The organism is Pseudomonas sp. NFX183 (assembly GCF_047943075.1).
Lineage (GTDB): Bacteria > Pseudomonadota > Gammaproteobacteria > Pseudomonadales > Pseudomonadaceae > Aquipseudomonas.
This window is the reverse complement of sequence record NZ_CP181333.1, coordinates 720,706-733,197: the sequence shown is the minus strand read 5'-3', so window position 1 is coordinate 733,197 and position 12,492 is coordinate 720,706. Positions and strand designations below refer to the sequence as shown.

Annotated in this window: 11 protein-coding genes; 6 read left to right on the top strand and 5 right to left on the bottom strand. The window is 61.8% G+C overall.

What is annotated here, in order from left to right:
• The first annotated feature begins 6 nt into the window (after window positions 1–6).
• Together ACM530_RS03555 and ACM530_RS03550 are read left to right on the top strand one after the other, a co-directional pair.
• On the top strand, window positions 7–834 hold the full coding sequence (locus ACM530_RS03555) for an isocitrate lyase/PEP mutase family protein (RefSeq protein ID WP_416364277.1): 828 nt from the start codon (window positions 7–9) through the stop codon (window positions 832–834).
• Between the two features lie 3 nt (window positions 835–837).
• Window positions 838–1,536 carry an extensin family protein gene (locus ACM530_RS03550; protein WP_416364276.1) on the top strand — a complete coding sequence of 233 codons (699 nt, stop codon included), beginning with the start codon at window positions 838–840 and terminating at the stop codon, window positions 1,534–1,536.
• Window positions 1,537–1,539: 3 nt separating this feature from the next.
• Here the strand turns inward: ACM530_RS03550 and ACM530_RS03545 are convergent, their stop codons facing one another.
• Entirely contained in the window at window positions 1,540–2,160 is a 621-nt protein-coding gene (locus tag ACM530_RS03545; RefSeq protein ID WP_416364275.1) for an energy transducer TonB, read from the bottom strand.
• 96 nt (window positions 2,161–2,256) lie between these two features.
• Here ACM530_RS03545 and ACM530_RS03540 point away from each other — a divergent pair, with 96 nt between their 5' ends.
• A complete protein-coding gene (locus ACM530_RS03540) occupies window positions 2,257–3,039 on the top strand; it encodes a class I SAM-dependent methyltransferase (RefSeq protein WP_145161817.1) in 783 nt (260 codons plus the stop codon).
• A gap of 115 nt (window positions 3,040–3,154) precedes the next feature.
• On the opposite strand, the gene ACM530_RS03535 is transcribed toward ACM530_RS03540, so the two are convergent.
• Window positions 3,155–3,790 carry a TetR/AcrR family transcriptional regulator gene (locus ACM530_RS03535; RefSeq protein WP_242194319.1) on the bottom strand — a complete coding sequence of 212 codons (636 nt, stop codon included), beginning with the start codon at window positions 3,788–3,790 and terminating at the stop codon, window positions 3,155–3,157.
• 93 nt (window positions 3,791–3,883) lie between these two features.
• Here ACM530_RS03535 and ACM530_RS03530 point away from each other — a divergent pair, with 93 nt between their 5' ends.
• Genes ACM530_RS03530 through ACM530_RS03520 form a run of 3 tightly spaced genes read left to right on the top strand, consistent with a single transcriptional unit; the run spans window position 3,884 to window position 8,658 of the window.
• On the top strand, window positions 3,884–4,987 hold the full coding sequence (locus ACM530_RS03530) for an efflux RND transporter periplasmic adaptor subunit (RefSeq protein WP_416364274.1): 1,104 nt from the start codon (window positions 3,884–3,886) through the stop codon (window positions 4,985–4,987).
• Between the two features lie 6 nt (window positions 4,988–4,993).
• Entirely contained in the window at window positions 4,994–8,059 is a 3,066-nt protein-coding gene (locus ACM530_RS03525; protein WP_242194315.1) for an efflux RND transporter permease subunit, read from the top strand.
• Window positions 8,060–8,061: 2 nt separating this feature from the next.
• Entirely contained in the window at window positions 8,062–8,658 is a 597-nt protein-coding gene (locus ACM530_RS03520; protein WP_145161828.1) for a LysE family translocator, read from the top strand.
• 65 nt (window positions 8,659–8,723) lie between these two features.
• On the opposite strand, the gene ACM530_RS03515 is transcribed toward ACM530_RS03520, so the two are convergent.
• The 3 genes from ACM530_RS03515 to plsB are packed head-to-tail and all read right to left on the bottom strand — an operon-like array spanning window position 8,724 to window position 12,409.
• The gene (locus tag ACM530_RS03515; RefSeq protein WP_119738730.1) at window positions 8,724–9,413 is read right to left on the bottom strand and encodes a DUF4197 domain-containing protein; all 690 of its coding nucleotides are present in this window, start codon (window positions 9,411–9,413) and stop codon (window positions 8,724–8,726) included.
• 29 nt (window positions 9,414–9,442) lie between these two features.
• Window positions 9,443–9,838 carry a YbaY family lipoprotein gene (locus ACM530_RS03510; RefSeq protein ID WP_416364273.1) on the bottom strand — a complete coding sequence of 132 codons (396 nt, stop codon included), beginning with the start codon at window positions 9,836–9,838 and terminating at the stop codon, window positions 9,443–9,445.
• A 51-nt stretch (window positions 9,839–9,889) separates the two neighbouring features.
• Window positions 9,890–12,409, bottom strand: coding sequence for a glycerol-3-phosphate 1-O-acyltransferase PlsB (gene plsB / locus ACM530_RS03505; RefSeq protein ID WP_369300820.1), 2,520 nt, complete (start codon window positions 12,407–12,409; stop codon window positions 9,890–9,892).
• Between the last annotated feature and the right edge of the window lie 83 nt (window positions 12,410–12,492).

Sequence of the window (12,492 nt, the reverse complement as noted above, 5' to 3'; positions counted from 1 at the left end):
TCAGACATGGATGCCCAAACCCTTCGCGCCGAAACCTTCAAAGCCTTGCACGAGCGTGATCGCGCGTTCGTGATGCCCAACCCGTGGGACGCCGGCTCGGCCATCATGCTCGCCAGCCTGGGTTTTGAAGCCCTGGCCACCACCAGCGCAGGTTATGCATTCAGCCTGGGGCGGCCGGATGCGGAAGGTGCGTTGTCGCTGGAGGACACGCTGGGCAATGCGTCAGCCATCGTTCGGGCGACCGCGCTGCCGGTGGCGGCCGATCTGGAAAACGGTTTCAGCGATACCCCCGAAGGCTGCGCCCAGACCATCCTGCGCGCGGCCGCCACGGGCATCGTCGGTGGCTCCATCGAAGACGCCACAGGCATTGCCGTCGACCCGATCTATCCGTTTGATTTGTCTGTTGAGCGCGTCGAAGCGGCGGTTGCGGCGGCCCGCAGTCTGCCATTTGCGTTCACCCTGACGGCCCGCGCAGAAAACCTCCTGCATGGTCGCCTGGATTTGCCTGACACCATTCGCCGCCTGCAGGCCTACGCCGAGGCGGGTGCCGACGTGCTCTATGCGCCGGCGTTGCGCAGTGCCGAAGACGTGTTGGCGGTGGTCAGGGCGGTCGCGCCCAAACCGGTGAATGTGTTGATGTCCGGTGGCTTGAACCTCAGCGTTGCGCAGTTGAGCGAGATGGGCGTGCGCCGCATCAGTGTCGGCTCGGCCATGGCGCTGGCGGCGTATGGCGAGTTCTACCGCGCCGCGCAGGAGGTCTACCATCTGGGCACCTTTACCTTCACCGAGCGCAAGATGCCATTCAGCCAGGCCAACCAATTCTTCAAGGGCTGAGCCGTGCGTTTTCTTAACGTGAGCGGTGCGCTGCTGTTGCTGGCGGGTGTGTTCGCAGTGGGCGTGTGGCGTGGCTGGGTGCCGTTGCCTGCCGAGTGGAACCCCTGGGCGCCGCTGGATGTGCGTGCCAAGCCGAACCTGCTCACGCGCTTCAAGCTCGGCCGCCTGCAGGATGATCCAGCGCTGTGCGATGAGGTGCTGAAAACCTCGGGCTTGCGCGTCAGCCATCAGGCTGACAGCCCGGCTGATGCCGCGTGCCCATTGCGCAATGTCTTGCGCGTACAAGGCGCTGACGTAGCCTTGAGCAGCAGCTTTCTCGCCAGTTGCCCACTGGCCGTCGCCTTTGCCCTGTTCGAACGCCACAGCCTGCAACCTGCGGCGCAGGCGGTGTTTGGTCAGGCGGTGACGCGGGTCGATCACCTGGGCAGCTTCGCCTGTCGCAATATGTATAACCGTGCAGACGGGCGGCTCAGTCAGCACGCCTCGGCCAATGCGCTGGATATCGCCGGCTTCCGCCTGGCGGATGGGCGCAGCATCAGTGTGCTCAAGGATTGGCCGGGGACGGGCGACAGCGCGCGGTTTCTGCACCAGGTGCGCGATGGCGCCTGCGATGATTTCAACGTGGTGTTGAGCCCGGACTACAACGCTGCTCATCGCAACCACTTTCATCTGGACATGGGGCGTTGGGGAGTGTGTCGTTGAGCCTCAGGCGGCCAGGCGCAGGTTGTTGAGGATCAGTGGGCGCGCCCAGTGGTAGTCGAAGTCGAGCGCTTTCTGTTGCGCCACCAGCTCTTCCTTTGGATAAGGCACGGCGGGCGGCGGCAGCAAGTCCAGTTCGAACTCGGCGATGGGCAGGTGCAGCGGCTGCGGTTCCGGCGCCGGCCCAGGCTCAGGCAGCGGCTGGCCGGCATTCAGCACCAGCGGGCGTACCCAGTCACTTTCAAAGTTCTGCTGGCGCTGTTGGGCAACGATTTCTTGCGCCGGGAACGGCGTAGCGGGTGGCGGCAGCAACTCGGTTTCGAATTCGGCGATCGGCAGGAACAGCGGTTCTGGCGGGGCGACCTCGGTGTCTTTCACGTCGCATTCACGCTGGGTGAGGATCTGCGACAGCAGGTCGGCGCCTTCGCTGGGTTCTACCGCCGGGTCTCTGGGGGTCGGTGCTTTGGCAGCGCGCGCGTCCGGCGTGTCGCCGAGCTGCTCGGCCAGCGCCCGGGCGAAGAAGTCCTGCCACACATGACTCACCCCGGCCAGCGCTTGAGTATTGCGCAGGCCGTAGTGGTTGTGGGTCGGCAGTACACCGATGGTTAGGGGAAGAATGTCTGACATTTTTCTCGGTCGACGCTCAGCTCTGGCAAAATACCTGACTGTTGTTTTTATCGGCCGCTGTTTGCCGATCCTTAATATTTTTGAGCGTAGCGATTGATGAGCGAACAACCAGCGGCCAGCCGCATTCGGGTCGAGGCTTTGGCCGAAGGTTTTCAGGCGCGTGCCGAGCAGTGGGCGTCGCAGCTCGGCCTGCCTGTGCAACTGGAGGAGGCGGACTTTTCCCTGCAAGTGGGCGAGCACGGCCTGCAACTGCAGCAGCTCGGGCCCGATGCACCGGGGCCGGTGCGTGTGGATTTTGTCGAAGGTGGCGCGGCGCACCGGCGTCTATACGGCGGTGGCAGCGGGCAGATGATCGCCAAGGCGGTGGGCATTGCCCAAGGCGTGCGCCCCCGCGTGCTGGACGCCACGGCGGGGCTGGGCAAGGACGCGTTCGTGCTGGCTAGCCTTGGCTGCGAGATGAGCCTGATCGAGCGCCAACCACTGATCGGCGCCTTGCTCGAAGACGGCCTGGCGCGTGGCGCGGACGACTTCGAAGTGGCGCCGATTGTGGCGCGCATGAAGTTGCTCAAGGGCAACTCCATCGACGTGATGCGCAATTGGGAAGGTGAGCCGCCGCAGGTGATCTACCTCGACCCGATGTTCCCTCATCGTGAGAAAACTGCGTTAGTGAAGAAGGAAATGCGCCTGTTCCGGCCGTTGGTGGGCGATGACCCGGACGCACCGGCGTTGCTCGCCGCGGCCTTGGCCTTGGCCAGTCACCGCGTGGTGGTCAAGCGTCCACGCAAGGCGCCGTGCATTGAAGGGCCAAAGCCGAGCCATGCGCTGGATGGCAAGTCGAGCCGGTATGACATTTATCCGAAGAAAGCGCTCAAGCCTTGAGGGCCTCATCGCAGGCAAGCCAGCTCCCACAGTTGACCGTGTTCTCATGCTGGAATGCATTCTCCTGTGGGAGCTGGCTTGCCTGCGATAGCGCCGGTCCAGACACCACCCAGCGTCAGGGCTTGTAAGCCCGCATAAACAACCCCACCACCTCCTGCACATGCGCCTCGGCGGCTTCTTCGCTCAGTTGCCCGCCGCAGCCATACAGCAAGCAGAAATTCGCCGTGCCCTTGAGCAGGCAAAAGAAGTGCTCGGCTGCCGTAAACGGTTTGTCGATGCTCAGCGCGCCGCTCTGGTGGATGCGGCTGAGCAGGCGCTCCATACCCTGCAGCATGCGCATCGGCCCGGCTTCAAAGAAGATCTGTGAGAGTTTCACGTCCTGATTGCCGGTGGTCATCATCAGGCGATGCAGGTTCACCGACTCCTCGCTGTTGATCAGCCGATGAAAGCCCCGTGCGATGTTCAGAAGCACGGTTTCCACCGGCATGCCGGCGGGCAGTTCGAAATACATCACCGGCAACTGTTCTTCGCATGTGGCCACGACGGCGGCAGTGAACAGCGTCTCTTTATCGGTGAAATGGCTGTAGACGGTCAGTTTCGACACGCCCGCCTCCATTGCCACGGCATCCATGCTGGTGCTGGCGTAGCCATTACTCAAAAACAGATTTTTCGCGGCTTCGAGGATTGCCTGGCGTTTTGCCATGTCCTTGGGACGCCCGGGGCTATTGGTGTTTACAGGATTGTCGGACATTTTCACCTTTAATACTGGACTGGTGAGTTTGGTATTAATAACATACCGGCCAGTATAATTATTCCTAGCTCCATTTGCGAAAGGTCCTACAGCATGCGCAGCACTTTCCTGCCCCTTGCGTTGCCTGTCAGCCTGATCTTCCTGTTGGCCGCCTGCGGCCATGAAGAAGCGGCCCAAACCACCCTCCGTCCAGCCATGGTGGTGCAACCGCAGCCCTCGGCGCAGGCGATGGACAGCTTTCCAGGCGAGGTGCGTGCCCGTTATGAGCCGGACCTGGCCTTTCGCATTGGCGGCAAAGTCAGTAAACGCCTGGTGGAGGAGGGCGAGCGGGTCAAGGCCAACCAACCGCTGGCCGAACTCGATCCGCAGGACGTACGCCTGCAACTGGAAGCCACGCGCGCCCAAGTGGCCGCCGCCGAAGCCAACCTGAGCCTGGTGCGCGCCGAGCGTGATCGCTACAAGACCCTGATGGACCGTCAGATGGTCAGCCGTTCTCAGTACGACAATTCCGAAAACCTCTACCGATCCGGTGAAGCACGCCTCAAGCAGATCAAGGCCGAGTTCGACGTGTCCAGCAACCAGGCCGGTTACGCCGTGCTGCGCGCGCCCCAGGACGGTGTGGTCGCCAAGCGCGCGGTGGAAGTTGGCCAAGTGGTGTCGGCCGGCCAAACCGTCTTCACCCTGGCCACCGATGGCGAGCGCGAAGTGCTGATCAGCCTGCCGGAGCAAGGTTTCGGCCGGTTCAAGATCGGCCAGCCTGTGTCGGTTGAGTTGTGGAGTCAGCCCGACCAACGTTTTGCCGGGCGTATCCGTGAACTGTCGCCCGCTGCTGATCCAAAATCGCGCACGTTTGCCGCCCGGGTTGCCTTCACCGGCGGCAAAGTCCCGGCCGAACTGGGCCAGAGCGCCCACGTATTCATACAGGCTGACGGCGTGATTGCGCTGGCGGTGCCGCTGTCAGCGCTGAGTGCAGAGAATGGCGCGTCCTACGTCTGGGTGGTGCAACCAGACAACACGCTCAAGCGCACGCCGGTGCGGATCGGCGCCTTTGGTGAAAAAACCGTCCCGGTACTGGAAGGCCTGGCCCCCACCGATTGGGTGATTGCGGCCGGTGTGCATGTGCTCCATGAGGGCCAGCAGGTGCGCCCGGTGGATCGCTCCAACCGCGTGGTGAATCTGGCGGCCAACAAGGAGTAGTCCCCGATGGGTTTCAATCTTTCCGAATGGGCGTTGCGTAATCGCCAGATCGTACTGTTCCTGATGATCCTGCTGGCGGTCGTCGGTACGCTGTCCTACACCAAGCTGGGGCAAAGCGAGGACCCGCCGTTTACCTTCAAGGCCATGGTGATCAAGACCAACTGGCCCGGGGCCACGGCCCAGGAAGTCTCGCGCCAAGTCACCGAGCGTATCGAGAAAAAGCTCATGGAGACCGGCGACTACGAGCGCATTGTTTCCTTCTCGCGCCCCGGTGAATCCCAAGTCACTTTCATAGCGCGCGACGCGATGCACTCGGCGCAGATTCCGGACTTGTGGTACCAGGTGCGCAAAAAGATCAGCGACATTCGCCAGACCTTGCCGCCGGACATTCAGGGGCCGTTTTTCAACGATGAATTCGGCACCACCTTCGGCAATATCTACGCGTTGACCGGTGACGGTTTCGACTACGCGGTGCTCAAGGACTACGCCGACCGCATCCAGATTCAACTGCAACGTGTGCCGGATGTGGGCAAGGTCGAGCTGCTCGGCCTGCAGGACGAAAAAATCTGGATCGAATTATCCAACCTCAAGCTCGCCACCCTCGGCCTGCCATTGGCCGCCGTGCAGCAGGCGTTGCAGGAGCAGAACGCCGTCTCTACCGCCGGTTTCTTCGAAACTCCGACCGAGCGTGTGCAGTTGCGCGTGTCCGGCAACTTCAAGACGGTGGAGGAGATCCGCAATTTCCCGATTCGCGTCGGTGACCGCACCTTTCGCATTGGCGACGTGGCCGATATCCACCGGGGTTTCAACGACCCACCGGCACCGCGCATGCGCTACATGGGCGCGGACGCCATCGGGCTGGCCGTGGCGATGCGTGACGGCGGCGACATTCTGGTATTGGGCAAGGCCCTCGAAGGTGAATTCGCACGCCTGCAGAAGAACCTTCCGGCAGGCATGGAGCTGCGCAAGGTGTCGGATCAACCGGCCGCGGTGAAAACCAGCGTCGGCGAATTCGTCCAGGTACTCGCCGAGGCACTGGCGATCGTGTTGTTGGTGAGCTTCTTCTCCCTCGGTGTGCGCACCGGCATGGTGGTGGCCCTGGCGATTCCGCTGGTGTTGGCGATGACCTTCGCCACCATGTATTACCTGGGCATCGGCTTGCACAAGATCTCCCTCGGCGCATTGGTCCTGGCCCTGGGCCTGCTGGTCGACGACGCGATCATCGCCGTGGAAATGATGGCGATCAAAATGGAGCAGGGCTACGACCGGCTCAAGGCCGCCAGCTTTGCCTGGACCAGCACTGCGTTCCCGATGCTCACCGGTACGTTGATCACCGCTGCAGGGTTTCTGCCGATTGCCACCGCGCAATCGAGCACCGGTGAATACACCCGCTCGATTTTCCAGGTCGTGACCATCGCACTGCTGGCCTCATGGGTGGCCGCCGTGGTGTTTGTGCCGTACCTGGGGGAAAAACTCCTGCCGGACCTGGCGAAAATTCATGCCGCCAAGCATGGCACCGATGGGCCAGATCCCTACGGCACGCCGTTCTATCAGCGTGTGCGACGTTTGGTTGAATGGTGTGTGCGTCGGCGCAAAACCGTGATCGTGCTGACGTTGCTGTTGTTTATCGGCTCGGTCGCGCTGTTCCGCTTTGTGCCGCAACAGTTCTTCCCGGCCTCCGGCCGCCTGGAGTTGATGGTCGATCTCAAGCTGGCTGAAGGGGCGTCCCTGAGCAACACCGCCGAGCAGGTCAAACGCCTGGAAGCGCTGCTCAAGGAACACGCCGGCATCGACAACTATGTGGCGTATGTCGGCACCGGTTCGCCGCGCTTCTACCTGCCGCTGGACCAGCAATTGCCGGCCGCGAGCTTCGCGCAATTTGTGGTGCTGGCCAAGACCATCGAAGAGCGTGAAAGCCTGCGCACCTGGCTGATCGAAACCCTTGACGAGCAATTCCCCGAACTGCGTTCGCGGGTCACACGCCTGGAGAACGGTCCACCGGTGGGTTACCCGGTGCAGTTTCGCGTGACCGGCGAACACATCGAAGAGGTCCGTGCCCTGGCCCGCAAAGTGGCGGCCAAGGTTCGTGAAAATACCCATGTGGTCAACGTGCACCTGGACTGGGAAGAGCCGAGCAAAATCGTCTACCTCAATATTGATCAGGACCGCGCCCGCGCCCTGGGTGTAAGCACCGCCAACGTGTCGAAGTTCCTGCAGAGTTCGCTGACTGGTGCAAGCGTCAGCCAGTACCGCGAGGACAACGAGTTGATCGAAATCCTCCTGCGCGGCACCGTGCACGAGCGCACCGAGTTGTCGTTGTTGCCAAGCCTGGCCGTGCCGACCGACAACGGCAAAAGCGTTGCGCTGTCGCAGATTGCCACCCTTGAGTACGGCTTCGAAGAGGGCATTATCTGGCACCGCAACCGCCTGCCGACGGTGACTGTGCGCGCCGACATCTATGGCAAGGAACAACCGGCGACCCTGGTCCAGCAGATCTTGCCGACCCTTGAAGGCGTGCGCGCCGAACTGCCGGAAGGTTACTTGCTGGAGGTCGGCGGCACCGTTGAAGACTCTGCGCGTGGCCAGAATTCGGTCAAGGCCGGTGTGCCGCTGTTTATCGTGGTGGTCCTGACCTTGCTGATGCTGCAACTGCGCAGCTTCTCACGCACTGCGATGGTGTTTCTGACGGCTCCGCTGGGCCTTATCGGCGTGACTTTGTTCCTGTTGGTGTTCCGCCAGCCCTTCGGGTTTGTCGCCATGCTCGGGACGATCGCCTTGTCGGGCATGATCATGCGCAACTCGGTGATCCTGGTCGATCAGATCGAGCAAGACATCAAGGCCGGCCTGACACCCTGGCAAGCGATCATTGAAGCGACCGTGCGACGCTTCCGCCCGATTGTGCTGACGGCGCTCGCGGCGGTGTTGGCCATGATTCCACTGTCACGCAGCGTGTTCTTCGGGCCGATGGCCGTGGCGATCATGGGCGGGTTGATTGTGGCGACGGCGTTGACCCTGTTGTTCCTGCCGGCCCTGTATGCTGCGTGGTTCCGAGTGAGGAAGGACGTCGCGTAATCATGCTGGCCACTGTTTCAGCCTTACTGTTGTTGCTGCTTGCCCCTGGCCCGACCAACACCTTGTTGTTTCGTGCCGGGGTGTTGTTCGGCTATCGGGCGTCGTGGACGCTGGCGCTGGTCGAGTGCCTGGCGTACCTGTTGCAGGTCTCGGTGTGGGGCGTGGCGTGGCTGTATCTGGCGGCGCATTCGCCGTGGGCGTTGAAAACCACGCAACTGGCGGCGGGCTGCTACCTGCTGTATGTCTCGTTCAAGCTGTGGCAACGCAAACACAGCGCTATCGATTCGACCCGTGACCGCTTCTCTGGCGTGTATTTTTTCTGGCTCACTGTGATGAATCCCAAGGGCCTGTTGATCGTTTCGTTCATCGCCCCGCTCAGCGCATTTGCATCCTTGCAGGGCTATGCCGGGTTCATGGCCACGCTGGCGTTGGTGGTGGTGCCGGTGGGGTCTGCCTGGATCGTGCTGGGCAGCCGCTTTGAAGGGATTCAGAAGACGTGGCTCACGCCCCTGAAGATCAACCGCGCGGCATCCGTGGCGATTTGTTGTTTTGCCACGCTCATGCTTGGGCGGTTGGCGCAGGCGGTTATCCAGGGCTGAAACAACAGCGCCAAGGCCCGTGAACAGCGGCCTTGGCGCAGTGATTGAAGGTTTACTGCCAACGTTTACAGCGCGCCGAACACCTTCTTCGCCAGGCTGGTGGCAGCCGCGGCCGGGTTCTTGCGGATGGTTTCTTCCTGCTGCGCGATCATCTTGAACAGGCCGTCCAGCGCCTGTTCGGTCACGTAGCTTTCGACGTTGGCACTTTTGGCATCAACCGCGCCAAACGCTGCGGCCTTGCCGGCCAGGGCGTTGTATTGCTGGGCGACGCCGACCTTGTCGGTGGCAGCCTTGACGATCGGCAGGAACTTGGCACGAATCTCTTCGCGACTGCTTTTGTTCAGGTATTGAGTGGCCGAGTCCTGGCCACCGGTGAGGATGCCCTTGGCGTCGGTCACGCTCATGTTCTTCACCGCATTGACCAGAATCGGCTGAGCCTGGGTCACGGCGGTTTCTGCCGCTTTGTTCATGCTGGTTTCGAGCTGCGTGACCTGATCACCCATGCCGAACATTTTCAGCTTGTCGGCGACTTTGCCGAGTTTGCCGGGCAGGCCGATTTTCACTTGCGGGTTGTTGCTGAAGCCACCGGGCGCGCCCAGTTGTTTCACGGCGATTTGTGCGCCTTGGGTCAGTGCATCCTTGAGGCCGCCGCTGGCGTCGCCCTGGGACAGGCTGCCAAGTGACACCGCCATGGCGTTGGCGCCAAGCAGCAGGCCGGCGCACAGGGCAGTGAGGCGAAGAGAATTACGGAGCATGGGCTCTTCCTTTTTCAAGCTGGGAATAATCAGTGTGAGACCGCATCAACCCGCAGACGCATTGGTTGTGGGTCTTGGCCGTTGAGTTGCACGGCGTGCTGCTCGGTGGTGATAAACAGTAGCTTGCCATCGAGCTCGATGCGAGCGCTGACCGAGTACGTGTGGCCTGGTTTGATCTGGGCCGGGTCGTAGCTCAGGTGAAATGGCAGCGGCACCTGGCCTTTGACCGGTCCTTTCTGTTCGGCAAGGGTCACGGCCGGAGCGTCCATCAAGGACACGTCCTGCAGGCTGACGCTCAAGGTGGCGGCGGGCGGCAGCGCGATGCGTTGCAGGTAGAACACTTCGCCGTCGAGGCTGGCCTTGGGGGTCATGGATTGGCAGGCTCCGAGCAGGGCGGTCAGGCCCAGGAGGATGATCTTTTTCATGGTACAGCTCCTTTTCAACGGCGCCGGAAACCGACCGGCGCCTCGTTCAATCTAGCGGCGTTCTTCAGCGTTTACCGGCTCGGGTTCGGCCGGCGTTTCGGCTGCGCCATCGACGCGGTGCAACGCCACTTGGCGAATCGACAAACGAATGTCGGCGGGCAGCACGCGCTTGGCTGCACCTTCGGCCAACTCACCGAGCAGGTCGTGATAACTCAACTTGCCGGCTTCATCGCGACGCAGCACATCTTGCTCCAGCAACGTCTGGATAAAATGTCGGAAAAGGCTCTTGTCGAAGAACTCCGGGGCATTGAGGCCATGCAGGATCGACAGGCGCTGAGCCATGATCGTGCACAGGTCTTCCAGCTCTTCGGCGCTGATGGTGTTCTGGCCGCTGTTGAGCAGCAGCGAGATCGCCATGTAAAAGCGTTGCAGAGTCTGGGCGATGCTCTTGGACAGCAGCGTCAGCAGCACAAAATGCCGCGAACTCGGTGCCGGGCGCAGGTACACCTCATTCTCGAAGCGCAGCAGGCCTTGTTCGACAAACGCCTCCAGCCAGTGGTCGACCACCGCGTCCAGCTCATCCAGCGACCAGCGGATAAACAGCTCCGATTGCAGGTACGGGTACAGCGCACGGGTGTAGCGCAGGATTTGTTCGCGGCTCATGCGCGAGCTGCTCTGGAAGAAACTCGCCAGCAACGCCGGCAGGGCGAAGATGTGCAGCACGTTGTTGCGGTAGTAGGTCATCAGGACGGCATGTTGCTCGTCCAGGTACAAAATCTTACCCAGGGCGTCGCTCTGCTCCGACAGCAGGTGCATGTCCTTGACGTGCTTGATCAGCGCCAGGCCATCGCCTTCCGGCAAGGTGGTGTGCGGTGAGTAGGGCACGCGGCGCAGCAGCGCCAGATACAGGTCCAATTGGCGCGCCATGGCCTGTTCATCCAGGGCCAGGCGCGTGGTGGACAGCAACGCCAGGGCCACCAGGTTTACCGGGTTGACCGCGGCGGCTTCGTTCAAGTGGCGCGCCACCAGCTCGCCAAGGCGGTTGGTGGTTTCATTGAGCCACGCCGGTTTGTAGTTCGGGCCCAGCTCCTGGGCGCGCCAGTCGGGTTGCTCGGCGTCGAGGAACTCGGCCAGTTTGATCGGCTCGCCAAAGTTGACCGCGACCTGGCCAAAGCGCTGCTTGAGCGCGCCAACCACTTTGAAAATATCGAAGATCGACTCTTTTTTCTTGCTCGCGCCGCGCAGCTCGCCGAGGTAGGTGCGGCCTTCCAGCACGCGTTCATAGCCGATGTACACCGGCACGAAGACGATCGGCATGCGTGAGGAGCGCAAAAAGCTGCGCAGGGTAATCGCCAGCATCCCGGTCTTGGGTTGCAGCATGCGCCCGGTGCGCGAGCGTCCGCCTTCGACGAAGTACTCCACCGGAAAGCCCTTGGTGAACAAGGTGTGCAGGTATTCGTTGAACACCGAGGTGTACAGCGGGTTGCCCTTGAAGGTGCGGCGCATGAAAAACGCACCGCCCCGGCGCAGCAGGCTGCCGATCACCGGCATGTTCAGGTTGATACCGGCGGCGATGTGCGGCGGGGTCAGGCCGTTTTTGAACAGCAGGTAGGACAGCAGCAAGTAGTCGATATGGCTGCGGTGACACGGTACGTAGATCACCTCGTAACCCTGGGCAACCTTTTGCACGCCTTCGATGTTATTGACCTTGATGCCGTCGTAGATCTTGTTCCAGAACCAACTGAGCACCACTTCCAGGAAGCGAATCGCGGTGTAGGTGTAGTCCGAAGCGATCTCGTTGCCGTAGCGCAAGGCCTGGGCCTTGGCTTTTTCCGGGGAGATTTTCTCGCGTTCGGCCTCTTCGCTGATGGCTTGGCGCACCAACGGCATGTTCACCAGGCCTTTGACCAGGTTGCGCCGGTGCGACAGGTCGGGGCCGATCACGGCGGTCTTCAGGTTGCGAAAGTGCACCCGCAGGATGCGCTGAGCCATACGTACGGTGCGTTCGTGACCTTTATTGTGCTCGATCAATTCACGCAGGTTGATAGGCGCGGAGAATTGCACGCGGGTCTTGCGACCCAGGATCAGGATGCTCAGCAAACGGCGCAGACGCCCGGTGACGGCCCAGCTGTCGGCAAACAGCAGTTTCCACGGGCTGGACTCGCTCTCGGGCGACTGGCCCCAGAACACGCTGACCGGAATGATTTGTGCATTCTCTTCGGCGTGTTCGGTCAGGGTATTGACCAGCCGGGTCAGGGTCGGCGGTGCGCCGCGCTTGTCCTGACGGCCGAGCCAATCCGGCTCGGGCGTGAGGTAGAAGAACGCGGCGGGTTCGATCTGCGGGCCTACCGAGACCGGCAGCACCGGGCGCGGCAAGCCGGCCTTGGTGCACTCGGTATCGACCACGGCCAGTTCGGTAAGGGAGGGCGATTGCAGGACGTAAAACACCGGCCGGCTGCGGTCGAGGTTAAGGGTTAGGGACGACTGGTTGATCGTCTCCGAGCGAACCCAGAGGTACAACAGTCGGCGCAAGGTGCCAAACACCAGACGGCGGAACGGAGAGCGGGTCATAGGCGTGCTGCTTCAAGTGGAAAAAACCGAGCAGGCGCTCGGGCGGGTAGTGTGCCGTATTCGCCGAAAATCGGCAAAAAAGC

What these genes read in the sequence shown, in the direction of transcription:
- plsB (WP_369300820.1), bottom strand. Translation starts at nt 12,409, where the DNA reads ATGACCCGCTCTCCGTTCCGCCGTCTGGTGTTTGGCACCTTGCGCCGA.
- ACM530_RS03540 (WP_145161817.1), top strand. Translation starts at nt 2,257, where the DNA reads ATGAGCGAACAACCAGCGGCCAGCCGCATTCGGGTCGAGGCTTTGGCC.
- ACM530_RS03535 (WP_242194319.1), bottom strand. Translation starts at nt 3,790, where the DNA reads ATGTCCGACAATCCTGTAAACACCAATAGCCCCGGGCGTCCCAAGGAC.
- ACM530_RS03545 (WP_416364275.1), bottom strand. Translation starts at nt 2,160, where the DNA reads ATGTCAGACATTCTTCCCCTAACCATCGGTGTACTGCCGACCCACAAC.
- ACM530_RS03555 (WP_416364277.1), top strand. Translation starts at nt 7, where the DNA reads ATGGATGCCCAAACCCTTCGCGCCGAAACCTTCAAAGCCTTGCACGAG.
- ACM530_RS03525 (WP_242194315.1), top strand. Translation starts at nt 4,994, where the DNA reads ATGGGTTTCAATCTTTCCGAATGGGCGTTGCGTAATCGCCAGATCGTA.
- ACM530_RS03520 (WP_145161828.1), top strand. Translation starts at nt 8,062, where the DNA reads ATGCTGGCCACTGTTTCAGCCTTACTGTTGTTGCTGCTTGCCCCTGGC.
- ACM530_RS03510 (WP_416364273.1), bottom strand. Translation starts at nt 9,838, where the DNA reads ATGAAAAAGATCATCCTCCTGGGCCTGACCGCCCTGCTCGGAGCCTGC.
- ACM530_RS03530 (WP_416364274.1), top strand. Translation starts at nt 3,884, where the DNA reads ATGCGCAGCACTTTCCTGCCCCTTGCGTTGCCTGTCAGCCTGATCTTC.
- ACM530_RS03515 (WP_119738730.1), bottom strand. Translation starts at nt 9,413, where the DNA reads ATGCTCCGTAATTCTCTTCGCCTCACTGCCCTGTGCGCCGGCCTGCTG.